Below are 24,371 nucleotides of genomic sequence, written 5' to 3' on the forward strand. Positions count from 1 at the left end.
AAGTGACTGACGGAACGGCGAGGTGTCCTAGGTTTCGCTCACCAATGTAATTGTTCGGAGAGCGAGGATTGACGCAACTTAAGCGGCCGCGAAGCCGTCTACTTGCTCACGGGGTATTTGCAGGCCGATTAGTTTTTCAACTAAGCGCAAGGCCTGATATTCATCTTGCGATACCAGCGAAACCGCTTGGCCGTTTTGTCCGGCCCGGCCGGTTCTACCGATGCGGTGTACATAATCGGCGGAGGAGCGCGGTAATTCAAAATTAACCACATGCGGCAATTGGGCGATATCGATGCCGCGTGCTGCCACGTCGGTGGCAACCAACACGCGAATGTCACCGGCTTTGAAACCCGCCAAAGCGCTGGTTCTGGCGCCCTGACTTTTATTGCCGTGAATCGCGGCAGCCTTGATATTGGCAATGTTCAGCTTTTCGGTGAGTTTGTTCGCGCCGTGCTTGGTACTGGTAAACACCAGTACTTGTTGCCAGTCTTTGGTTTTCACCAAGTGGGTCAACAAGGCGGTTTTCGCGGTTTTGCTGACCGTATAAACCCGTTGATCTATGGTATCGGCGGCGGCATTTTCGACCGCTACTTCGATTTTGACCGGATTAACCAGTAAATCGCCGGTCAACTTGCGGATGTCTGCAGAAAAAGTCGCTGAAAACAACAGGTTTTGGCGCTTTTTCGGCAGCATGGCCAGGATTTTGCGAATGTCTTTGATAAAGCCCATGTCCAACATGCGGTCGGCTTCGTCCAGCACCAACATTTCCACTTTATCCAGCTTCACGGCGTTTTGACTGACCAAGTCCAGCAGACGCCCTGGGGTTGCGGTCAGAATGTCCACACCACCGCGTAGCCGCATCATTTGCGGATTGATTTTTACGCCGCCGAATACGACTTCGGACTTTAAGCGCGGTTGCTGATGCGCGCCGTATTTGGCAACGGATTCGCCAACTTGCGCGGCCAGTTCTCGCGTAGGAGTCAGGATCAGTGCGCGCACTGGCCGATTTCGGCCATAGTCAGTTTGCGCCAAACGGTGCAAGATCGGTAAGGTAAAGCCGGCGGTTTTACCAGTGCCGGTTTGCGCGGCGGCGAGTAAATCGCGGCCGGTTAATACGGCGGGAATGGCTTTACTTTGAATAGGGGTAGGGGTGGTGTAGCCGGAATCGGCAATAGCTTTTATTAAAGCCTCGGATAAACCGAGATTGGAAAATGGCATTAAGGGTCTCAATGGGAAAAATGATGGGAGAAATCTTTGATCGGCAGTGCGGTCACGATGTCCACCCGGGGACTTAGGGATTACAACTTGAAGATGAATTTCCAGCGGCCAGTCTATCACGGTTACTGGTTTAAGGTTAGTAAAGCCGTGTTAGCTTGATTGGGCGGCTGATTGCGGCGGTGAAATTGATGCGCAAAATCGGTTTTCAAATAGCCAAAATGGCCAGTTCGATCGCTATCTCGCCGATTGTTTCCGCGGCGCCCAAATGGTTGGCAATACGTATGTCGATTTGCGGATGGGTGTCGCGAATCCTTTGCACTTGTTCGGGAATATCGATGCTGACGTGGCGTCCCGCTGACAGGAAATAAGGCATCACGACAATTTGCCGGGCGCCCAGGGTTATTTGTTGCGTTAAGGCTTGCGCGATAGATGGCTCGGCGATTTCCAGAAATGCACAGTCGATTGCTGCGAAGCAGTTTGTCATCAGCCGCAGTTGTTTAGTCAATTCGCGGATTTCCAGGTTGGAATCCTCCCGACGGCTACCGTGTGCCACCACCAACAAATGTGTCACCGGAGTGCCTTATTCGATATCGATATGGATTTCATTGCGGCGCAAGACGGGTAAAGTCCAAGGCGGATCGTATGCCGCCGAACGCGGGGCAGACAAGGGTGTGAGCTTTTGTTGTTCGAGCCAGGCCATCAATAGTTGGCTTTTTTCGTTAATTTTTTCCAGGTTCAGGCTGCCGGAATAGCGCAACACCGCGACTTTTTTTGCGGGTAAGGCTTTAACAGTAACTTGGGGGTCGATTGGTGTCGGTAAGGTCTCGAGACTGTAGCCCGCCGGCATCACGAAAGCCATTGTCCATTTGTTATCGACGGCTTGCTGCAACACAGGTGCGGTCATCGCAATTTGTTCGCCGGCATTTTCGCGAAATACCGGGGCGGTCATAGCCATCTGCTGTTTTTGCTGATTGCCACCAAAAATATAGCCCGCCAAGCGATTGAAACCAATATTGCCGGCTTGCGCGTAATCCGCGTCTATGACGGTTTCAGCGATCAACAGGGGCGGATACTGTCTGATTTGCAGGTCTCCTTGTTCGGAGAGCAATTGATATTGCGGTTCGGCGCTGCTTCTAATACCCACCACCGTGCATCCAGTCAAAATCAGGCTGCTGATCAGGGCTAATGGGTTTTTCATAGGATACTTTCTCGTAAAACAGGGTCATGTTTTTCCATGCCCGGAGCGTATGCTGCAATGTGCATCTTGACAGGCTTTGGCGCCGAACCAGGCCCCGAGACCTAAACGGTGTCGGGCAAACCAGGCATAGAGTATATCGAATAGCTGTCTTAGTAGCGGCCAGCGGGTAGGAGCCATCAGCCATCCCAATCCGACAGCGCTGTAGGCAGCGTAAAACACCGGCATGCCCTTAATAAGGCGGCCATCGACGCATACGCCATGGATTTCCGCCATCAATTCGTCCAGCGATTTGCCATAGTGCGCCGGATTGAAACCCTCGGCGTGAATATCTTGCAAACCCAGTTTGTTTTGCTTGTTTCGCGACCGCAACCACGCCACTTCCTTCCGGCAAATGGGGCAGTGGCCATCGTAAAGCAGAGTGAATTCGTGTTTGCTGTTCATCGTGATGCTCTGGGAAATGGCGCTATCCGGCTTGAGAGACTGCGACTGCCATATTGATTCACAGTCATGCAAGTGCTTATTGGTTTGTATTCTAAGTTCACCATTTTTGCGCAGCTTATATTTCCTGGCTTCGGGTTTCGCAAAAAAGTCCCCTCGCGATGCGGGGCCCGCGCAGTCGGCGAGATACTCGCATCGAAGGGGATTATGGGCTATGGAGCACCCCTCTGAGGACGGAACGTGTGTCAGGAATCAACAAACTTAGCACTTCGGAATCTACCAGCAGATGCGGCGTAAGCAAGGGGGCAAATGCTAAAAAACGGTAGGGTGATCTCGTCATATTCTCGCTTTAGAGGCGGTAAAGGCGAATCGGCGTTTTCGTTTAACGAACTATGAACAGGCTATCCAGGCAATAGTTCCTGTTTTATTGTTTACCAAAAAGGAATTATGAATAATGTAAATGGCTAATTGTAAATTTTCGACAGGGGATTATAGTGAAGTCGTCCTTTAAATCGACTGCAAACGGTCAAGGCGGAACGGATGAACGCTCCAGGTAATTTTAGGAAAGACAGTACTGCCGGTATTCAGTTTGCTACCGGTATTTTGAAATTTTCGGTGGGTGAGTTTGTGATATCGACGCTTTTGTTCGGTGCCGCGTTCATTTGCAGTACTTCGATTTTGTTGGACCCGCTAGTGCTTTAAGTTTTATGTGTGACCTCCCTCGTTGTTAAGCAGTGACTCCGGCGCTGCACACTCTATAGCCTCTATCGTTGTATTCGGTAGAGGCTTTTTTTATTTACATCGAAAGACTATTTGCACCGTACGCGGTAAATGGCGTAGCCGGCAAAAGCCATGGTTAGAAGGTAAATTGTCACTGTAATCATTTTGTACTCCTGGTTATCTTTATTGTCGTGCGCCATTTATAACAGAAATCCGGGCACAGAAGCCTACATTTGCGTTGGCAACAGTTTTCGCATGTTAGTGATATTGTGGATGACCGCGGTTTTCCACAAAAACTGTGGATAAGCTTGTTGGTATGCTGATAAAAGTAAGTGCAAGTCGCTGTATTTACGCAGGCGCTGTCAAATTGGTTAAAAATTGACCACGGTTACTTGATTGATCAAGTTGCCGGCACCGGAAATCGATAGCCGCAATACCCATTTGGCGATCAATTTGACGGAAATTTTTCTAAGCCGTTAGCCGCGCTTCGCCTAGAATGTTCAATCTCCCTAGCAAACTTTCAGGACATGTTATGCAAATTCTTGGTGTGGATATTGGCGGTTCAGGTATTAAAGGTGCGATTGTCGATACCTTGACGGGCGAACTGGTTTCGGAACGGCATAGAATCGATACGCCGCAGCCGGCAACACCGGAGGCAGTAGCAGCGGTTCTGGCGCAATTAGTCTTGCATTTGGGCTGGACTGGACCCGTCGGTTGCGGTTTTCCAGCGGCGATTCAACAGGGCGTGGTGCGCACGGCGGCGAATATATCCAAGACTTTTATCGGCACCAACATAGATAAATTGTTTTCCGAAGCCACCAACTGCGAGTGCCACAACTTAAACGACGCCGATGCCGCCGGTATCGCGGAAATGCATTTTGGCGAGGGCGCCGGTCAAGCCGGCGTGGTCTTGTTAATTACCATCGGCACCGGTTTGGGAACCGCGCTGTTTACCGATGGCAACTTGCTACCCAATACGGAACTGGGGCATGTGTATCTGGAAAATGGTCTGGAGGCCGAGCGCTTCGCATCCGATGCCGCCCGAAAACTGCAAGATTTGGGTTGGAAATCTTGGGGCAATCGTTTCAATATCTATTTGAATACGATGGAAAAACTGTTCTGGCCCGATCTGATCATTTTGGGCGGCGGTGCGAGTAAAAAATTCGATAAATTTAAAGAGCAAATAGCCATAAAAACCCCGGTTAAGCCGGCGGCGTTTTTAAACCAGGCGGGTATTGTCGGCGCGGCGCTGTATGCCAAATCCAAAGTTGTCTGATCGATGGCACTTGAGTCCGTAAACCTTGTGAGCAGAAACAGCAAAACAAGGACTTTTTCAAATAGCTGTAGATATTTCCACCCTCGATAAAAATTCTGTTTTCAAGCAGACTTGACTATCGAATTACCCGCGGTAACCTCTCTCACATGAGGTTGACGGTGGTGAAAAATTCAATTTTTTCCGTGAGCGCAATCAGACAAGATAGTCGGCAGCCTCATATTTTCCGTATGCTTTAAAAGTTAATTGTTCTGACTTGTTGCATGGCAACCAGCAGGGGATTAGCGCAAATCATGGGTGGTGCTGGTGACGCAAGCTTCTAGGTCGGGAGATAGCTAGAGGCCCGTCATCAGTATCATTCCTGGTCTTCATCAATATCCCATAACAACTAAAGTGACTAGCCACCAGTGCTTCAGCTTGTTTCAAGGCCAAGCGCCTTTACTGCCCAATCCCGCCCGTGTACCATGCTGAGAACTATCGCGCCGATGTGGTTGATGAATGTGCCGGCGCCGTTATCAACTGCCGACTGAAGCGAGAAAACTCATGACGACGCTTAATATCAACGGTAAAAGCCGCAAGATAAATCTGCCGGCTGACACGCCACTGCTTTGGGCGCTGCGCGACCAACTGGGTTTGACCGGTACCAAGTACGGTTGCGGCATGGCATTATGCGGCGCCTGCACGGTGCATATCGACGGTGAGCCGACCCGTGCCTGCGTCACGCCTATTTCGGCTGTGATCGGCAAAAAAATTGTCACTATCGAAGCTATAGAGCAGGATCAGACCGGTAAAAAGGTCCAGGACGCCTGGCTGAATCTGGGAGTACCGCAATGCGGCTACTGTCAGGCCGGACAAGTCATGGCAGCTACCGCACTGCTGAAACAGCATCCGCAACCCAGCGACGCCGAGATTGATAAAGCCATGAGCGGCAATCTGTGCCGCTGCGGCACTTATCCGCGGATTCGCGCCGCGATCAAGCAGGCCGCCGGTTTGCCGGAGGGACAATCATGAAAAACTCAGCCGAATTTCTGCTAGCAAATACCGATCAGAGCGCTGCCGACGACGCTTATGTGATCGACAATGTCAGCCGCCGGACTTTTATCAAACAGTTCGCGTTGAGCGGCTTTGTATTGGCCGTGGGCCTGCCTACGCTGCTCAGAGCGGATGAAACTGCCGAGCCGGCCGCGGCCGGCAAGTTCGGTGCCGATGCAATGCCGCACGGCTGGGTGGACAGTCCTCTGGTATTTGTGGCCATTGCCGCCGATGGCGCGGTAAGTATCATCTGTCACCGTTCCGAGATGGGGCAGGGCGTGCGTACCAGTTTGCCGATGGTGGTGGCCGATGAACTGGAAGCCGATTGGTCCAGGGTGCGTGTCGTGCAAGCGCCCGGCGACGAAAAACGCTTCGGCAATCAAGACACCGACGGCTCGCGCAGCATGCGCCACTTTTTTATGCCGATGCGCCGGGCCGGTGCGGCTGCCAGACAAATGCTGGAAGCTGCTGCTGCCGCGCGCTGGCGCGTGCCGGTAACGGAAGTGCGCGCCGAGCAACACCAAGTGCTGCACGTGCCCAGCGGCAAAACCTTAGGCTACGGCGAACTGGCCAAAGCGGCGGCAAAACTGCCGGTGCCAGACCGAGATACGTTACGTTTGAAGAATTCGACGGAATTTCGCTACATCGGCAAAGGCCGGCAAGGCGTTTACGATGGCCGAGATATTGTGACCGGACGCGCCATGTATGGCATCGATACGCAGTTGAAGGGCTTGCTTTATGCCGTAGTGGCGCGGCCTCCGGTGTTGGGCGGCAAGCTGTTAAAATTTGATGCCAGCGCCGCCCTTAAAGTGCCGGGTGTCGTAAAGATCGTGGAACTGCCAAGCAGTCCGCTACCCGCGGAATTCAATCCGTTGGGTGGTGTTGCAGTGATTGCCAGCAACACCTGGGCGGCGATTCAGGGCCGCAACGCCTTGAAAATCGAATGGGACAACGGCATCCACGCCAGCTACGATTCGCTAGCCTACAAAGCCGAACTGGAAGCCGCTGTCCGCCAGCCGGGTAAAGTGGTGCGCCAACAAGGCGATGTCGATGCCGCATTGCAAGGCGCGGTCAAACGCCTGGAGGCGGAATATTATTTGCCGCATCTGGCCCAAGCGCCGATGGAGCCGCCGGCGGCGACGGCGCGTATAGTCAAGGGACATTGCGAAATCTGGACCTGCACCCAGGCGCCGCAGTTGACGCGGGATATAGTCGCCAAATGGCTGAAACTGCCGGAAGATAAAGTGACGGTCAACGTAACTTTATTGGGCGGCGGTTTCGGGCGTAAATCCAAACCCGATTATGTTATCGAAGCGGCTTTGTTATCGCAGGCGATGCAAGGCAAACCGGTGAAACTGACCTGGACCCGCGAGGACGATCTGCATCATTCCTATTTCCATACCGTATCCTTGGAGCGGTTGGAAGCGGGTTTGGATGCGCAGGGCAAGCCGGTAGCCTGGCTGCATAGAACCGCGGCGCCCACTATTTCTTCTACGTTCGGGCCGGACAGCAAGCAACAGATGCCGGTGGAGTTGGGGATGGGCGTGATCAACGTGCCGTTCGCAATCGATAATCTCCGCATCGAAAATCCCCCGGCTGCGGCGCATACCCGTATCGGCTGGTTTCGCTCGGTGTCCAATATTCCGCATGCCTTTGCCGTGCAGTCCTTTGTCGCTGAAATGGCGGCGGCAGCCGGACGCGATCACCGGGATTTTCTGTTGGACATCATCGGTCCGGTGCGGCGTATCGACCCGGCCGGTTTAAACGACACCTGGAATCACGGCGAATCGCCCGCGCTTTACCCGGTCGATACCGGTCGTTTACGCCGCGTGATCGAAACGGTGACTCGCGAAGCCGGTTGGGGCCGTCAGCTGGCCAAGGGCCAAGGCTTGGGACTGGCCGCGCATTACAGCTTCGTAACCTATGTGGCTGTCGTAGTGGAGGTCGCGGTCGATGACGCGGGTAAATTGAGCATCCCTAGAGTCGATGTGGCTGTCGATTGCGGTCCGCAAGTCAACCCCGAGCGGATTCGCTCGCAGATTGAAGGCGCTTGCATCATGGGTGTCAGTTTGACGACGCTGGGCGAAATCAGCTTTAAAAACGGCGCGGCCCAGCAGGACAATTTTCACGCGTATCAGCTCACGCGCGTCGACGATGCGCCGCGCGAAATTAAAGTGCATTTGCTGCCGTCCGCCGAATTCGATACTCCTTTGGGCGGGGTTGGCGAACCGGGCGTGCCGCCAATTGCGCCGGCGCTGTGCAATGCGATTTTCGCGGCCACCGGTCAGCGCATACGGCAATTACCGATACGGGATCAGCTTTTGAAGGATTGAGGACTTTTCTGGATGGCGGCCAGCTAAATTGGCTTGCCATCCCCGGTTTTTTGCGGATCGTGACAGCTTAAGTCCGCCGTTTAAAGCTTTGGCAAAACCGGTCGATAACCGGATGCCAGCCGAAACATGGCGGGTACTATTCAATCCAAAGGAGATAAACCATGTCATCCGTATCGGGAGTAGGTTCAACGCCGTATTTCCCAATCACCAATCAACCTAAACAGCCCGCAGCTAATCAGCAGGTAGCAACGCCGCCCGTACAAGCTGTTGTGAAAGATGCCGATGGCGATAACGATGCTAGAAAAGGCAGCAAAATCGATACCTATGCCTGATAGTGCTAGCGGTTCCAAGCAGTAAGAAAAAGCCGGGTAACACCGGCTTTTTCTTGTGTGCAATTTGTTGGAGGCAGCGAATTACGGAGTCTGTAAAAAACGCTGCTTGGCCTCGTTTTCTTCCCTCGCCGCGTCTATCTCGCGGATGACGCTGCGCAAATCGGCCGGTTTAGCGCTGTCCTCAAAATGGCCGGTCAGGTTGGTTTCCGGACGCAAATCGCCGGTTTGATACAGCTTCCACATTTCCTTGCCAAAGTTAGTCTTCAATAACTCCGGCGCGAACTGGCCGAAATAGGCGGCCATATTGGCAACGTCCCGTTCCAGCATCGCGCGGGCGTTGTTATTGCCGGCGGCATCGACGGCTTGCGGTAAATCGATAATCACCGGCCCATCGATGCCGACCAGCACGTTGTATTCGGATAGATCGCCATGTACCAGACCGTCGCAGAGCATCCGCACGATCTGGCCGATCAGAAACGCGTGGTATTGGCGCGCCAGTTCCGCCGGCATTTCCAGATCGTTGAGTCTAGGCGCCGGGTGGCCGTCCCCATCGGCGACCAGTTCCATCAGCAGCACGCCGTCGATAAAGTTATAGGGTTTGGGTACCCGGACGCCGGCGTCGGCCAGACGGTATAAGGCGGTCACTTCGGCATTTTGCCAAGCTGATTCCTGCTCTTTACGACCATAGCTGCTGCCTTTTTCCATCGCGCGGGCGCGGCGGCTGTTGCGGACTTTGCGGCCTTCCTGGTACAGAACGCTTTGCTTGAAGCTGCGCTGGTCGGCGTCTTTGTAAACTTTGGCGCAGCAGATTTCGGTGCCGCAACGCACCACGTAGACGGCTGCTTCCTTGCCGCTTTTCAATGAGCCAATGACTTCGTCGACCAGGCCGCTATCGATTAAAGGTTCGAGTCTTTTCGGTGTTTTCATGAGAGTTATTATGCCGTGCTGGCTTGAGTTTAGCTCAATACTTCGACAAATTGATGGCTCCGAACCACCGGAAACGGGCTTTCCAGCTTTAAACAGTAGAAATAGATAGCAGTCTGGCATCGGTGAATGGTTTATTCACGTCGTTATGAAGAGCATATTGACGCAAATTTAATCCGGTCTGCCTGGCCTTATTTCGGTTCGAAACTGCCAAGTGGCTCACTTTTGCCGTTTTGCTGGTACATTAGCCGGTTTTAAATAAAATGCTTCGGCAATAACCGATTCACAATCAGACATGGCCAATTCCAAACACATCATCATCGTCGGCGCCGGTCCGGGCGGCTTATGCGCCGGCATGTTATTGAGCCATCGCGGCTTTAAAGTCTCCATTTTCGATAAACATCCCAATGTTGGCGGCCGCAACCGGGCCATCACCATGGACGGCTTTACTTTCGATACCGGCCCGACTTTTTTGCTGATGAAAGGCGTGCTGGACGAAATGTTTGAACTGTGCGGTCGGCGTAGTGAGGACTATATGCAGTTCATGCCGTTGAGTCCGATGTACCGTTTGCTGTACGACGATCGCGAGATCAATGTCTACTCGGACCGGGAAAATATGCGCGCCGAATTGGAGCGGGTATTCGATGAAGGCAGTGCCGGCTATGAGCGTTTCATGGATAACGAGCGCAGCCGTTTCAACCGCTTGTACCCCTGTATAACCCGGGATTATTCGACGCTGGCCTCGTTTTTCTCGCTGGATTTGATCAAGGCCTTGCCTTGGTTGGCGTTTCCGAAAAGCGTCTTTAAAAACCTGGGTCAGTATTTTGATAAGGAAAAAATGCGCTTGGCCTTTTGTTTCCAATCCAAGTACTTAGGGATGTCGCCCTGGGAGTGTCCGGCTTTGTTTACAATGCTGCCGTATTTGGAGCACGAATACGGCATCTATCACGTGGCCGGCGGTTTGAACCGCATCGCCTCGGCGATGGCGCAAGTCGTCACCGAGTCCGGCGGTGAAATTCATTTAAATGCCGAGATTGCGTCTTTGATTGTCGAGGATGGGGTAGCGAAAGGCGTGAAATTAAAGAATGGCGAAGAAGTGCGCGGCGACGAAGTCATTGTCAACGCCGACTTTGCCCATGCGATGACCCACCTGCTGGAGCCCGGTACCTTGCGCAAATACGATCACGAAGAGTTGAAAAAGCGCGAGTACTCGTGCTCGACCTTCATGCTCTATCTGGGCCTGGACAAGCAATACGATTTGCCGCATCACACGATTGTGTTTGCCAAGGATTACCGCACCAATATTAGTAACATCTTCAGCAATAAAACCTTGACCGAAGATTTTTCGTTTTACGTGCAAAATGCTTCCGTCACCGATGACAGCTTGGCTCCGCCAGGCAAGTCAGCCTTATACGTGCTGGTACCGATGCCCAATAACGACAGCGGTGTCGATTGGCAAGCCCATTGCGCCGATGTGCGTGAGCAAGTACTGGATACCCTGGGAGAGCGTCTGGCTTTGACCGACATTCGTGAACATATCGAATGCGAAAAAATCATCACCCCCGGCACCTGGGAAAGCGACGAGCACGTTTACAAGGGTGCTACCTTCAGTCTGTCGCATAAGTTCAGCCAGATGTTGTATTGGCGGCCGCATAACCGCTTCGAAGAACTGGATAACTGCTATCTGGTTGGCGGCGGCACTCATCCCGGCAGCGGATTGCCGACCATTTACGAATCGGCGCGGATTTCCTCGAATCTGATTTCCCGCAAACACCGGGTGAATTTCAAGGAAATTCAGCAAAGTGCCTGGCTGAAAAAAGCCAAGGCTTAAGCGATGGCGACGATGCAGGCCGTTTCACCGGTCGATGGCCGGGTGCTGGGCGACTTTCCGGTTAGCGAGGTGGCGGCAATTCAGCAGCAGATGCGTGCTGCCCGCTCAGCCGCGCAAATTTGGGCCAAGTGGCCGGTTGCCGAGCGAGCTAAAATCTTGGCCAAGCTGGTGCCCTTGTTAATGGCTGAGCTGGATTCGATTTGCGAATTAATCAGCCTGACCACCGGCAAAGTCCGCACCGAGGCCTTGCTGGGCGAGATTTATCCTGTTTTGGATTTGGCGCGTTACTACCAAAAGCATGCCGCCAACATCTTGTCTTATCGAGGCATTCCCACCTCGCCGTTTGCCTTTCCTGGCGCTACTGCGGGGATCGAACGTCGGCCGTTTGGCGTGGTGGCAGTGATTTCGCCATGGAATTATCCGTTCCAACTCTCGGTCGGGCCGATGCTGACAGCCTTGTTTGCCGGCAACGCGGTGATCCTGAAACCTTCGGAATTGAGTTTGCCGGTTGGGCAACTGATTGTCGACTTGTTCAAGCAACTGGATCTGCCGCCAGGTTTGGTGCAGTGGCTGGTGGGCGACGGCGAAACCGGCGCGCAATTGATCGACGCCAGCCCGGATTTGGTATTTTTTACTGGCGGCCTAAACAGCGGCAAAGCCGTGATGCAGCGCGCCGCAGAACACCCGATTCCGGTATTGCTGGAACTGGGCGGCAAGGACCCGATGTTGGTGTTCAACGACGCGCAATTACAGCGTGCCGCCGATGCAGCCTTGTACGGCGCGTTTTGCAATAGTGGTCAGGTCTGCGTCTCGGTGGAGCGCTTGTATGTGCAGCAAGACTGTCACGATCAGTTTTTAAAACTGTTACAGAACGGAGTTGCCCAGTTGCAGGTCGGCCATGGTGGGCAAGGCGATTTGGGTGCGATGACCACCGAGCGGCAAATTGCGATAGTCGAAGCGCATTATCAAGACGCCATCGCCCAAGGCGCCCAGGCCTCCGGGCCGCTGGAAAGGCAAGGCAATCACCTCAAACCGGTCGTTCTATGGAATGTGCATCACGTCATGCGGGTGATGCGCGAGGAAAGCTTCGGGCCGTTGTTGCCAGTGATGGCCTTTGCCGATGAAGCCGAAGCAATCCGTTTGGCCAACGACAGCGAGTTTGGCTTGAATGCCAGCGTCTGGAGCCAGGATATTCAAAAAGCCGAGCGGGTCGCCGGTCAACTGGAAGTGGGTAACTGGGCGATCAACGATGTCATCAAAAATATCGGCCATCCCGGTTTGCCGTTTGGCGGTGTGAAAAAAAGCGGTTTCGGTCGGTATCACGGCGCGGAGGGTTTACGCAGTTTCACCTATCCGGTGGCCGGCATGACCAGTCGCAGTCATTTGCCTAAGGAACCCAACTGGTTTCCATATTCCGAACAACGCTACCGGGACTTTAAAGGCTATATGGACTTTGTCTACGGCGAAGGTTCGTTGGTACAGCGCATCAAACGCAACTGGCCGGCGCTGCAAGCGTTTCGGGAATATTCAGCCTTCGATTTAACGCAACGCTGGCAAAATCTTAAATTACTGTTGTCATGGAAACGGGACTACTGATGAAGCAAAACAATAATAAACGCGTCGTCATCATCGGCGCCGGTCTGGGCGGTTTGTCCGCAGCGATTTCGCTAGCTAGCGAAGGCTTTGCGGTGGAGCTGGTCGAGAAGAATGACAAGGTCGGCGGTAAGCTGAATATCATGACCAAAGACGGTTTTACCTTTGATCTGGGGCCGTCGATCCTGACTATGCCGCATATCTTTGAAGCGCTGTTCAGCAAAGTCGGTAAACGTATGGCCGATTATGTCGGCATCGAAAAAGTCGAGCCGCACTGGCGCAATTTCTTCGAAGACGGCACCACTATCGATTTATGCGAAGACGAACAAAACCAGCGTCGTGAGTTGGACAAACTTGGCCCGAACACGGCTGAGGAGTTCTCTCGCTTCATGGCCTATTCCAAAAAACTGGGCACTGAAACCGAAGCTGGCTATTTTGCCACGGGCCTCGATACCTTTTGGGAATTACTGAAGTTTTACGGTCCGATTCGGGCCTTGAATTTCGACGTATTTCGCTCAATGGATCAGGGAGTGAGACGCTTTATTACTCATCCCAAACTGGTCGATATTCTCAATTATTTCATCAAGTACGTCGGCTCTTCGCCCTACGACTCGCCGGCCTTGATGAATCTGATGCCTTATATTCAATATGAATACGGCTTGTGGTACGTAAAAGGCGGTATGTACGGCTTGGCGCAAGCCATGGAAAAGCTGGCGATAGAGTTGGGCGTGACAATACGCCTGAACACGGAAGTCGAAGAAATTCAGTATCAGGGAGGCCGGGCTAGCGGGATTAAATTACAAGGCGGCGAAGTATTGGCGGCGGACATTGTGGTGTCGAATATGGAAGTGATTCCAGCCATGGACAAACTGCTGCATAGCTCTCCGGCGGAACTCAAAAAAATGCAACGCTTCGAGCCGACTTGTTCGGGTCTGGTTTTGCATTTGGGTGTGAATCGGCTGTATCCGCAATTGGCGCACCACAACTTCTTTTATTCCGATCATCCGCGCGAGCATTTCGATGCGGTGTTTCATAGCGGCAAATTGTCCGACGATCCGACCATTTATCTGGTGGCGCCCTGTAAAACCGACCCCAGTCAGGCGCCGGACGGCTGCGAGATTATCAAAATCCTGCCGCACATCCCGCATATCAACCCGGATAAACCGCTGTCGGCGGAGGATTACTGGGCGCTCCGCGAGCGGGTGTTGGCTAAGCTGGAACGGATGGGCTTGACTGATCTGCGCAAGCACATCGTCACCGAGGAATACTGGACGCCATTGGATATTCAGGCCAAATATTATTCCAACCTGGGTTCGATTTACGGCGTGGTCGCGGATCGCTGGAAAAACCTGGGCTTTAAGGCCCCGCAACGCAGCGCGCAGTTAACCAATCTGTATTTCGTGGGCGGTAGCGTCAATCCCGGCGGCGGCATGCCGATGGTGACTTTGTCCGGGCAATTGGTGCGGGATAAGATTTTGGCCGATTTGGGGCAAGGCTAACTCCATGCGGACAAAAAAATCCGGATTTCGATAAGCCCATTAAATTTAAGCCTACACTTATTCGGCATTGTGCATGGCTCAGGTTTTGAACCCGGCATAATGCATCCGCGCCGGAAACGCTGTATTAAGCGGCTTCCGGCTTATTTTGTATGCTTACTGTTAGCTAGATTTTATGCTGCTTTTTTTTCGGAATATCCCGGCTCCGACCCGTCCCAACGAATTGTATTTTTACGTGGCGATGGCGGTTAGTGAAGATTTAATAGCACAAGCCGAGCAAGTAATAACGGTCGATGTGATGGTGATTCGGGACAGGCGCACCAATCAGCTGGAACATCACGGCTTGGTGTCGGTGAGTTCCGACGAGGCCGGTATCCGCGCTATCAAGAATCTGAACGGTCTGTTATTTAACGGCTGTGAGGTTTTGGTCCGATGTTACAAGCAGCGTGATGTCAAAAATGACAGGCGCCGCAATGGCTTGCCGGTGCCGCAGGACATTATCGACAAACGCATTCAGGACCGCCGCCGCGGCGATAGTGTGGAAATTTATGTCGATTTTTCCAACGTGTTCTATCCGATCACTCTTTAAAGAGGCTGTCGTAAAAGTGGAAACAGCCCTGTCTCCTTCCGTACCCACTGGGTATAAAGGAGAAGGTTAGGATGAGTGTATACAAAACAATAATTTATAGATTTTCACCCCCCAACCCTCTCCCGCGGGCAGAGGGGGTTTTTACGACGGCCTCTTAAAGGCGTTGTGCAATTTTTGCATTAGGCGCTTAAAGCCAGACACGTACGCTGTTCCGGCCATTTTCCTTAGCGGTATATAGCGCTTTATCAGCCTTGGTCAATACGCAATCCGCCGTGCCGCTATCGGCATGCATCAAGGCAATCCCGATACTGACGGTTATCGAAATCGTATGCTTATCGATAACCAGCGGTGTATCGGCTAGTACGTTACGTAAGCGTTCGGCAATTATTATGGCTGGTTCGGCGTCGGTCTCTGGCATGAATATCGCGAACTCCTCGCCGCCAATTCGGCCCACGACATCGATCTTGCGCAATTCCGCGCGAATAATGCCGGCAAAGTGTTGCAGCATCGCGTCCCCGGTGGGGTGTCCGTAACCGTCGTTAATCTGCTTAAAATGATCCAGATCCAGCATTAACACGGCTACCCGGTGATTATTGCGCTGCACCCTGGCAAATTCGTTTTCCAGGCGGGCCATAAAGTGTCGGCGATTTAAAAAGCCGGTTAAGCCGTCGGTCGTCGCCAATTCCCAGAGCTCGGATTGTATGCGTTTGCGTTCGCTGACATCCTGCTTGACGCCGACGAAATGCCGTATGCAACCTTGTTGGTCCTTGACGGGGGAAATCACCAGCTCTTCGTCATACAGTTCGCCATTTTTGCGCCGGTTGACGATCTCGCCACGCCAAGTGTTTCCGGACAGTATGGTGTCCCATAAATTCTGATAAAACGTCGGGTCTTGCTTGCCGGATTTGACCAGCTCGTTGGGCCGCATACCTATAGCTTCGTGGCGACTAAAGCCGGTCAGCGTTTCAAAGGCTTTATTGGCCCATTCGATATTGGCATTTACATCGGTAATGACGACACCGTGTTCCACTGTTTCCAGGGCCGACACCAGCAAGTGGTCGCGCAACTCCGACGCCTTGCGCAGGCTGATATCCTGATGGATGCCGACCGCGCGGATCGGTTGACCATGAAAATCCCATTCCAGCACCCGGCCGGTATCGTGTACCCAGACCCAATGGCCTTGCTTGTGGAGTAAGCGATGTTCCGCGGAGTAAAGGTCGGTTTCCCCGCGCAAATGCGGATCCAGAGAGGCTTTAACTACTTGCCAATCGTCCGGATGCACCAAGCGTTTCCAAATGTCGATATCGGACCCGACTTCGTCGAGCGTATACCCCAATATCGACGCCCACAGTTCGTTGAAGATAACCTTCCCGCTGGGAATGTGCCAGTCCCATAGGCCCAGGCTTGCGCTCTGCAAGGCCATGCCCATCCGTTGTTCGGATTCGTAAAGCCGTTTTTCCAAGCTGATCCGAGTCAACGCGTAGCGTATGGCCCTGACCAGGCTGTCGGTGTCGATGCTGGCTTTGATCAGATAATCCTGCGCGCCGCAGTCCAGAGCCTTCAGAGAAAACTCGGTATCGTCGTGCCCGGTCAGCACGATAATCGGCAGTACTCTGGTCGCTTTACGGATACGCCTGACCGTATCCAGGCCGCGCGAATCCGGTAAGCTTAAATCCACCAGCACCACGTCGATTTTTTGCTGGGCAATGATTTGTTCGCCATCCGCCAAATTCTCGCGCCAGATCAGTTCGAAACGCAGGTTGGTCGAGGCGCGCAAATATTGCCGAACCAGACTGGCGTCGCCAGGTTCGTCTTCAATTAATAAAACGCAGCAATTTGTTGCTTCGGTCATTTTTATTGCTTGCTGGGTAAGCGCACTACGTTGAACCAATAACCTTCGATTTGCCGAACCACCGCGATAAATTGTTCGACATCCACCGGTTTGGTAATGTACCCGTTGGCGCCAAGTTGATACGTCGCTACTACATCGCGCTCTATATCAGAGGTGGTCAGTACAATAGCCGGAATGCTGGCAAAGTCCGGTTCCGACTTGATTTTAGCCAGAAACTCGCGGCCATTCATGCGCGGCATATTTAGATCCAGCAAGATCAAATCCGGGCGTGGTGCGTCGGCATAATCGGCGCCTTGCCGCCGCAAAAATGCCAGCGCCTCGACACCGTCCCAGACATGATGCAGATTGCAACGCACCCGGTTTTCCTTGAAACTCATTTTTATCAGATGGGCATCGGCGGGTTCGTCTTCCACCAGCAGCACATCGAACAGCGGAGTCGATTTATCCGTCATACTTATTTCCTTCGATATTGGGTAGCTCGAACACCAGTGCGGTGCCGCTCTGCGCCGTACTTTCAATCCAAATTTTGCCGCCGCAACTGTCAACGATGCGGCGGGCAATAGACAAGCCGATGCCTGTGCCGGCCTCGCTATTGCGGTAGTTTAGGCGCTCGAAGATTTCGAAAACGCGGTGCCGATATTCCGCACGAATTCCAGAGCCATTATCGCGGACATGATAACGACTTACGTTCTGTTCCGATACGCCACCAATCTCAATTTTTAAGGCTAGATCCGGATCAGCCGGGCGGCCATGGATCAGCGCATTGTCCAGAAACAGGCTGAACAGCTCGATTAACCGCGGGAGATCAATGTAGGCATCGGGTAAGCGACTGACGGTGACGGTGGCCCCCACTGCGGCGATTTTGTCGGCAAAGTTGCGCAAAACCGTCTTCACCGCTGTTTCGGCAGACGCCGCGCTGATTTTGTCGCGGGCTTGATCGGCGGTTATGTACAGTTGAATGTCGCGCACCAGACTCAGTAAGCGCTGGGCGTCTTGTTCCAGATAGCATAGGCTGGCGTTGACGTCTTCGTCAGCCAATACCTGCGGGTAGGCGCTGAGCGAACTGCGCAGACGCTGGGTAAAACTGGTGAAGCGGCGAGTCGGTTCCATCAAGTGATGAGCGGATATTTCCGCGAAACGGCTCAGGTCGGCGTTGCTGGTTTCCAGAGCCATGCGGATTTGTCGAGGTTCGGTAATGTCGATACAGGAGCCGATATAGCCGACAAATTCGCCATTGACATCGTAACGCGGGATACCGGTATCGAGCACCCAACGGTATATACCGTCGTGGCGTTTTAGGCGATGTTCTATGCTAAAGGGCAGCTGCCGATCAAAGCAATGGCTGTAATGCTCGCGGCAGACATCGCTATCGTCGGGGTGCAGGCCCGCTGTCCAATTTTCGCCTTGCTCTTGGTCGATGCTATTTCCGGTAAAATCCAACCAGACTTTATTAAACCAGTAGTAGCGCTTGGCTGTGTCCGAGAGCCAAATCATCACCGGCGCCGAGTCCGCCATCGCTCGGAACCGGCTTTCGCTCTCGCGCAATTCGGCGGTCATGTTTTGTGCCAGGGCCATCGCCCGGCTGCGGCTGTTCACCAACTGCCAGGTCAGCAGACTTAACAGCAGGCTCAGGCTTACGCTGCTGCCGGCGATAATGGCTGGCTTGTCTTGATCGACCCGCGCTTGAAAATTCGGTTCGGCATGAATCAATAAGGTCCACGGGTGGCAAGCCAAAACAATCTGTTGCTTGGAGGTCAATAGCGGTTGAATGTTTGCCGGCGGTGCCGAGCCGTACATGCGGCTTTCTTCGTCTAATGTTTCGCCGTCGAATATTTCCAATCCCAAATCGCTTTCTTGTTCGCCGCCAATGCCGGCCATTAAGTCCTTGGTCCGGAATGGCGCGTAAACCCAACCCAATAGGTTGGCGCGGCGCTGCTCCAGCGTGTCGTGCGGCACGTCTTTTTTATATACCGGCAAATACATTAAAAAGCCGGCTTGCACGTCTTGTTCGGTTTCCTGTAGTAACTTAACTTTTCCGGTAACACCCAGGCTGTTGTTATCGCGGGCATAGCTTAATGCCCGGTTGCGGGTGGGTTCGGAGAACATGTCGTAACTGAAGGCGCGCAGATTACGGCCGGAAAACGGTTCCAGATAGATAATCGAGGTGTAAAAATCCCGCTCGCCGATAGGATGGATGTCGTAATCGGTGAAGCCTTGTTTGCGCAGCTCGGCAACATGCCGGTCTTTCTCGGTTTTAGGAATCCACAGCGAAAAGCCCACGCCCTGGATGCCGGGAAAACGTTGGTCGAGGTTGAGCGCGGAGACATATTCCTTATATTCGTTGCGTTGCACTAGCCCTGAGGCCGCAAATAAGCCTCTGGCGCCGTATAACATTTGCTCGTAAGTGACCAGCCGTTGCTCGATACTTTGCACCAATTGCCGGACGCGGAAATCGAAATAGAGCCGGCGTTCGTGTTCCAAGTCCTGAGCCGCAATCCGCCATGCCTCGTAGCTGGTCAGCAATGTAATTGACAAGACTGCTGCCGTCAGCCAGTGACTGTAATACCGTGGTTTGGTCAAGCTTGGGCGTGGGGGGGCGTCAACCGAGATTTTGTGGTTATTATTCATGTCGGTTGGCTATCGCTTGTGGAGGTATAACCCAAGGGAATTTCAAAAGTAAAACATGAGCCCTGGCCTTCGCCGGCCGAATCCACCCAAATTTTGCCGTTGTGATGTTCGATTATGCGCCGGCACAAAGCCAGGCCCATGCCGGTGCCGTCAAAACGCTGGCGTGCTTGCAGGCGGCTGAAGAACTGAAACAGCCGCTCAAATTGTCCAGGGTCTATACCGATACCGTTGTCGCGCACGCTGAGCCGCCAAAAGCCGTCACTGACCTCGGAGTTAATGTCGATAATGGGAGCTTGGTATTCTTGGCGATAGTGCAGAGCATTGACCAGCAGGTTTTGCAGTAAGCGGCTCAATTCATCGCGGCTGGCATACAGGATGGGCCAATCGCCCTGACAATGGATGTTGGCTTGGCATTGTGCCGCCAAGGGTTCGACGAACTGCAACACTTCATCGCGGACCGCATCGCTGGCAATCCAGGATTTTTGTTGAGTCTTGCGGCCGACGCGCGAATACTCCAGCAGCGAGACGATCATTGCATCCATGCGCTTGGCGCCTTCCAGCGCAAAATTCAGATTTTGCCGCGCGTCTTCATCCAGCGATTCCCGGAGATTGCGCTCCAAAAACTGCAAATGGCCGGAGACCATGCGCAACGGTTGCCGCATGTCGTGGGAGACGCTGTAAGCGAACTGTTCCAGATCGACATTGGAGCGTAACAAGGCATCGTGGCTTTGTCGTAATTCCTGCTCGATCTGTTTATGCTTGTCGATATCGACATGCGTACCCAGCATGCGTTGCGGTTTGCCTTCCGGTGTGTGCGCCACCACCATGCCCTTGGCGAGTATCCACTTATGCCGGCCGTCCTTACAGCGCATGCGAAACTCCACCCAATACAATTTATTCTTGCCGTCGAAGTAGTCAGTCAGGGTTTGAAGCACCCGCTCAGTGTCGTCCGGATGCAGGCTGTCCCGCCAGGCTTCAAAAGTATTGGCGAATTCATCGGGCTCATAACCTATCATCGACTTCCAGCGCGGCGAGAAAAATACTTCGCCGCTGAGGATATCCCAATCCCATACGCCTTCGTCAGCGCCTTCCAGAGCAAATTTCCAGCGATATTCGCTGTCCGCCAGCCGAATATTTTGTTCGCGGACTCTGCGCCGCTCCGCCGCCAGATAACGGTTCACCGAGAACAAGCTCAAGCTGAGCAACACCACCAGGAATACGCCGGCGCTGAGTGCCAGCACAGGTGTAGGGTAACGTTGCCAAATATCCGTCAACGTGAATAGCGGAACGGCGTCGAAGGGCTTGGCGCGCAAGTTCCGCAGTAATTGTTCCACCGAATTGTAATCGGCCGGAATGGTAAAGCCCTCAATCCCTGGAATACGGTCGGGGCCCATCAGTAACAAAGTGCCGGCGACTTTTTTTGCCAGTTCGCGGTCTACGCTCGGCAAGGCTACAAACGGCCACTCCGGATAAAGTTGCGTCGATAACAGTGCGAAGGTCGCGGATGTCTGCATATTTAGGATTTTGATCCGCCCCAGGTCGAGCTGGCCTCTTGTGGCCAAATCCTCCAGAACACCACTGCGGATGAAGCCTATATCGGCTTGCCCGGACAATACGGCTTCCACTACCGCGTCGTGCGGCATACCCGTGAGTACCAATTGGGATGCCTTGACAATGTCTATGCCGGCTTGGGCGGCTTCGTAAGCTTGCATCTGGAAGCCGCCCAGGGAATCTTGACTCGTAGCGGCGATTTTTTTGCCGCGCAGGTCGCCGAGCGCGTTTAGATCCCGACGCTCGGCCAGCGCGAAGATCACACCGCCGAACATATCGTGGGAGCGGCCGTTCTCGTGCCTGACCAAAGTTGCCAGCGGCGCTGAAAAGCCATGTTGATAGCTGATATGAACATAGTGACCGGGATTGGTCAGCACAAAGTCCAAGTGTTTACTGTCCACGCCGGTTTCCAGTTCGTCGTAGTTCAAGGCTTCGACGATGAACTCGCGCTCCGGGATGGCTTGGTGCAAAACTTTGCTTAGCGCTTGCCATTGTTCCAGAGTTTGCGGCTTGGGCCGATAGGCCAGCACGCCGATGCGCACCGGCGCGTCGGCTGGAACCGCAAAACTGGCTAGCAGCCACCAGCTCAGTAGTAAAAATTTGCTTGATTTAAGCAAAGCGTTTTTAGTCATTGAAAAGTTGTTACCGCGCATAATCATAAAAGCCAATACTGAGCCGATCAGTGCCCCAGGCACTCCCTGATGCTTAGCTGGGTCGCTTTACGCGCCGGCCAAAAAGCAGCTATCCAGGCCACGGTGAACACAATTATCAGCCAGTACAGAATAGCCCAGAAGTCGAAGCTGAAATCCAGTTGTATGCCAAGCATAGTTTGTCCGAGTTGTTTGGCTAGAGGTTCTGCGGCCAGATAAGCCACCGGAATACTCAGAAACCAGGCCATAACGCCATGCAATAAGCCTTCGAGTAAAAACATGCGGAACACTACTTTGGAGGGGGCGCCGATGGCACGCAATACGCCTATTTCGCGAATGCGCTGTAATACACTGATTGCCAAGGTGCCGGACAGACCGATGCCGCCGACTGCCGCAATCATGCAGGCCAAGCCCAGCAAGGTGTTCAATACCGGTTTGAACTGGTTACGGGCAAATTGGCCTTGTTCGAGTTTGGCGAGTGTGGTGTAAACATCCAGTTGCACGCCCTGATCTTGAAAACGCTGCTGCAAGTTGCGCAGATAGTCGGCTTCCTGGTTCAGATCGGCCACCGGCATATCGAGTAATGCGAATGATGCCATATCCCGGCTATGGGTAATCCGCCGTAAGGTTTCCAGCGGTGCATAAGCCGGTTCCACCGCATAGCTATTGCCCGCCAGCCAGCGATAGATGCCTACCACTTGCCATTTCTCGTGATCGGTCCCTAGCGCAACGTCCAGCCTGTCGCCCGCTCGGACACCGTTCAGCGCGGCGGTATCCGCACTCAGCACCAGCACGCGCTCGCCGGCGTCGCGGGCTTGCAACCAGCGTCCGGATTCAATCAGCGGTTGATAAATGCTCGAGTTTGCCGGCAGTGCCAGCATGTGCATGCCCAGGCTGCCTTTTTGCGGCAAGGCTAGGCCGTCCTTGGTTATTTGCATGCTGGATCGTTGCCAGAATTCGATATTTTCCGTGCCGGCCACCGCTGTGGCGATGTCGCGAATTTTTTGTTCGGGCTGGTCGGTACTAAAACCCAGCCGCACGGCATAACGGCTGCGGGCCATTTCCCGGTCCAGCGTTAAGTCCAGCGAGGCTATCAAGCTGGTCAACACCAAAAACATCACGCCGGCAACGATCAGCACACTTTGCGTCAGCACCAGCCTGGCTTTGCGACGGAATAAATTCCCCAGCGCCGCGGCGAATAAAGTCGGCAGAAAACGCGCCCCGAACTTTTCTATATACAGATCGAAACGGTTGTAGCCAAAATCCGCGCCCACGCCGTAACTGGCGATTGCCATGCGCACCGTCAGCGCCGCGCCGCGCATAATCGGGACCAAACCCGCCAGTAAAGGTGCTAGCAAGCCGCCCAGCAGCATGTAGACAACGGCGGGCACCGAAACCGCAAATTCACCGCAGGCTATATTGAATAACGCCAACAACCGGCAAGAGCTGAAATAAGCGCCTGCCAGCGCCGGCGGCATGGCCAAGACTATCGCCAGCAAAGCCAGCAGCAGGATTTCCAGCAGATACAATTTGGCGATGGTTGTAGTTCTGCCACCCAGCGCTTTCATCACGCCGATCTGATCGGTTTGCTGGGTGATATGGGCCGATACGGTGTTTAAAATCAATACGCTAGCCAGGGCTAACGAGACCAAGGCCATGATTTTCAGAACGCCGTTGATGCCGGCCAAAAACGGCCGGCCCCAATGTTGTTCCGGGTCTTGCAACAAGGTGACGTTGACGCCGATATGCTTAGCGGTCAGCAGGCTGCGAATCTGGCCGGCAACGCTGCGGGCGGTTTCGCTGCGGTAAGGATCGGCGATTTGCACCAATAATTGTCGGAAGCTGTGCGCCGCAATGCCGAATTGGGCGGCTTGGGCCGCGTCGGCAAAAAAATGCACCTGGCCGCCGAATTTGGGCGGTTTAACAAAGGGGTGACGGACAATACCGCCGATAGGCAGGGTTTGCGGGCCGTAGATGGTTTCGAATTCGATGTCGCCGCTTTGTATCCCGCTGGACAGGGCGGAGAGGTTTTCTATCGCTATTTGAGCCGCGCTCGGCCAATTACCGGATTGCAAAGCTGTTCTGTCGAAGAGTTGATTGTCGTAGTTGGGGCGGATTATTAGCGTACCCAGGCGCCAGTCGGTCTCGCCGGGTTGCCGGAAATGCACGCTCAGCGGCGTCATGGTATCGACGCCGGCCACGCCGGGTACGGCTTTGACTTGCTCCAGCAAACCGATGTCGGCATCGTTCCGCAAAATCAGATTGATATGCGAGGGTTGCGATTGCCGATGCGCGGCATCCATTTTACTCAGCAATAAATCGATCATGCCGAATAATGTGCCGACACAACAGACGCCGGCTGCGATGCTGATAATAGCCAGGGCAGTGCGGCTTTTAGTCAGCCACAAGTCGGCCCAGACTTTGTACCAGAGCGTATTCAAATCAGGGTTACCGGCTTGCTGTCCGCATGGATACGTCCGGAACGGATTTCCAGTTTGCGGCTGGCGGCATCGGCCAGGGTCTCGTTGTGAGTGACCATTACCAGGGTTTTGCCTTGATCGCGCAGGTGCGCGAACAAATCGAACACCGAATCGGCAGTGGCAGCATCAAGATTGCCGGTGGGCTCGTCGGCGACGATCAGCGGCGGGTCGTTAGCCAAGGCGCGGGCAATTGCCGCCCGTTGCTGCTGGCCGCCGGAAACTTGGCTGGGCAA

19 protein-coding genes are annotated in these 24,371 nt (G+C 53.7%); 8 read left to right on the top strand and 11 right to left on the bottom strand.

From position 1 onward, the window contains the following. Positions 1-78: 78 nt before the first annotated feature. The 4 genes from NP589_RS14600 to NP589_RS14615 all read right to left on the bottom strand — a co-directional run bounded on the left by NP589_RS14600 (position 79) and on the right by NP589_RS14615 (position 2,857). A complete protein-coding gene (locus NP589_RS14600; protein ID WP_256607646.1) occupies positions 79-1,218 on the bottom strand; it encodes a DEAD/DEAH box helicase in 1,140 nt (379 codons plus the stop codon). Positions 1,219-1,423: 205 nt separating this feature from the next. Next, positions 1,424-1,789 (bottom strand): sirohydrochlorin chelatase, encoded by a 366-nt coding sequence (locus tag NP589_RS14605; protein ID WP_256607647.1) that lies wholly within the window; start codon positions 1,787-1,789, stop codon positions 1,424-1,426. A gap of 9 nt (positions 1,790-1,798) precedes the next feature. Further along, entirely contained in the window at positions 1,799-2,416 is a 618-nt protein-coding gene (locus NP589_RS14610; RefSeq protein ID WP_256607648.1) for an SOUL family heme-binding protein, read from the bottom strand. A gap of 24 nt (positions 2,417-2,440) precedes the next feature. Next, a complete protein-coding gene (locus tag NP589_RS14615; RefSeq protein ID WP_256607649.1) occupies positions 2,441-2,857 on the bottom strand; it encodes a thiol-disulfide oxidoreductase DCC family protein in 417 nt (138 codons plus the stop codon). 1,249 nt (positions 2,858-4,106) lie between these two features. Between NP589_RS14615 and ppgK the strand changes: the two genes are divergently transcribed. The 4 genes from ppgK (at position 4,107) to NP589_RS14635 (ending at position 8,544) form a co-directional block, all read left to right on the top strand. Next, positions 4,107-4,850 (top strand): polyphosphate--glucose phosphotransferase, encoded by a 744-nt coding sequence (gene ppgK / locus NP589_RS14620; RefSeq protein ID WP_256607650.1) that lies wholly within the window; start codon positions 4,107-4,109, stop codon positions 4,848-4,850. Positions 4,851-5,390: 540 nt separating this feature from the next. Further along, positions 5,391-5,858 carry a (2Fe-2S)-binding protein gene (locus tag NP589_RS14625; RefSeq protein WP_256607651.1) on the top strand — a complete coding sequence of 156 codons (468 nt, stop codon included), beginning with the start codon at positions 5,391-5,393 and terminating at the stop codon, positions 5,856-5,858. Then, complete coding sequence (locus tag NP589_RS14630) at positions 5,855-8,212, top strand: xanthine dehydrogenase family protein molybdopterin-binding subunit (RefSeq protein ID WP_256607652.1); 2,358 nt, start codon at positions 5,855-5,857, stop codon at positions 8,210-8,212. The genes NP589_RS14625 and NP589_RS14630 overlap by 4 nt, the downstream gene beginning before the upstream one ends. Positions 8,213-8,373: 161 nt before the next feature. Further along, the gene (locus NP589_RS14635) at positions 8,374-8,544 is read left to right on the top strand and encodes a hypothetical protein (protein WP_256607653.1); all 171 of its coding nucleotides are present in this window, start codon (positions 8,374-8,376) and stop codon (positions 8,542-8,544) included. Positions 8,545-8,625: 81 nt separating this feature from the next. Here NP589_RS14635 and NP589_RS14640 read toward each other — a convergent pair whose 3' ends face one another. Then, positions 8,626-9,471, bottom strand: a complete 846-nt coding sequence (locus tag NP589_RS14640; RefSeq protein WP_256607654.1) for a PA4780 family RIO1-like protein kinase — start codon at positions 9,469-9,471, stop codon at positions 8,626-8,628. A 292-nt stretch (positions 9,472-9,763) separates the two neighbouring features. Between NP589_RS14640 and NP589_RS14645 the strand changes: the two genes are divergently transcribed. From NP589_RS14645 to NP589_RS14660, 4 genes are all read left to right on the top strand, one after another. Further along, on the top strand, positions 9,764-11,299 hold the full coding sequence (locus tag NP589_RS14645; RefSeq protein WP_256607655.1) for a phytoene desaturase family protein: 1,536 nt from the start codon (positions 9,764-9,766) through the stop codon (positions 11,297-11,299). Positions 11,300-11,302: 3 nt separating this feature from the next. Beyond that, positions 11,303-12,895 carry an aldehyde dehydrogenase family protein gene (locus tag NP589_RS14650; protein ID WP_256607656.1) on the top strand — a complete coding sequence of 531 codons (1,593 nt, stop codon included), beginning with the start codon at positions 11,303-11,305 and terminating at the stop codon, positions 12,893-12,895. Continuing rightward, on the top strand, positions 12,877-14,391 hold the full coding sequence (locus NP589_RS14655) for a phytoene desaturase family protein (RefSeq protein ID WP_256607657.1): 1,515 nt from the start codon (positions 12,877-12,879) through the stop codon (positions 14,389-14,391). Before NP589_RS14650 ends, NP589_RS14655 begins: the two co-directional genes overlap by 19 nt. 172 nt (positions 14,392-14,563) lie before the next feature. Beyond that, positions 14,564-14,977 carry an RNA recognition motif domain-containing protein gene (locus tag NP589_RS14660; protein ID WP_064007391.1) on the top strand — a complete coding sequence of 138 codons (414 nt, stop codon included), beginning with the start codon at positions 14,564-14,566 and terminating at the stop codon, positions 14,975-14,977. A 187-nt stretch (positions 14,978-15,164) separates the two neighbouring features. On the opposite strand, the gene NP589_RS14665 is transcribed toward NP589_RS14660, so the two are convergent. The 6 genes from NP589_RS14665 to NP589_RS14690 form a co-directional block, all read right to left on the bottom strand. Then, on the bottom strand, positions 15,165-16,829 hold the full coding sequence (locus tag NP589_RS14665; protein WP_256607658.1) for a diguanylate cyclase: 1,665 nt from the start codon (positions 16,827-16,829) through the stop codon (positions 15,165-15,167). 2 nt (positions 16,830-16,831) lie between these two features. Beyond that, positions 16,832-17,281 carry a response regulator gene (locus tag NP589_RS14670; protein ID WP_256607659.1) on the bottom strand — a complete coding sequence of 150 codons (450 nt, stop codon included), beginning with the start codon at positions 17,279-17,281 and terminating at the stop codon, positions 16,832-16,834. Next, the gene (locus tag NP589_RS14675) at positions 17,271-19,457 is read right to left on the bottom strand and encodes a CHASE domain-containing protein (protein ID WP_256607660.1); all 2,187 of its coding nucleotides are present in this window, start codon (positions 19,455-19,457) and stop codon (positions 17,271-17,273) included. The genes NP589_RS14670 and NP589_RS14675 overlap by 11 nt, the downstream gene beginning before the upstream one ends. Next, entirely contained in the window at positions 19,454-21,640 is a 2,187-nt protein-coding gene (locus NP589_RS14680; RefSeq protein ID WP_256607661.1) for a PhnD/SsuA/transferrin family substrate-binding protein, read from the bottom strand. The genes NP589_RS14675 and NP589_RS14680 overlap by 4 nt, the downstream gene beginning before the upstream one ends. A gap of 47 nt (positions 21,641-21,687) precedes the next feature. Further along, the gene (locus NP589_RS14685) at positions 21,688-24,099 is read right to left on the bottom strand and encodes an ABC transporter permease (protein WP_256607662.1); all 2,412 of its coding nucleotides are present in this window, start codon (positions 24,097-24,099) and stop codon (positions 21,688-21,690) included. Beyond that, a partial coding sequence (locus NP589_RS14690; RefSeq protein ID WP_256607663.1) for an ATP-binding cassette domain-containing protein occupies positions 24,096-24,371 on the bottom strand: 276 nt, incomplete at its 5' end. The genes NP589_RS14690 and NP589_RS14685, both read right to left, overlap by 4 nt.

It is taken from the genome of Methylomonas rosea, from assembly GCF_024505055.1.
In the GTDB taxonomy this organism is placed as follows: domain Bacteria; phylum Pseudomonadota; class Gammaproteobacteria; order Methylococcales; family Methylomonadaceae; genus Methylomonas; species Methylomonas rosea.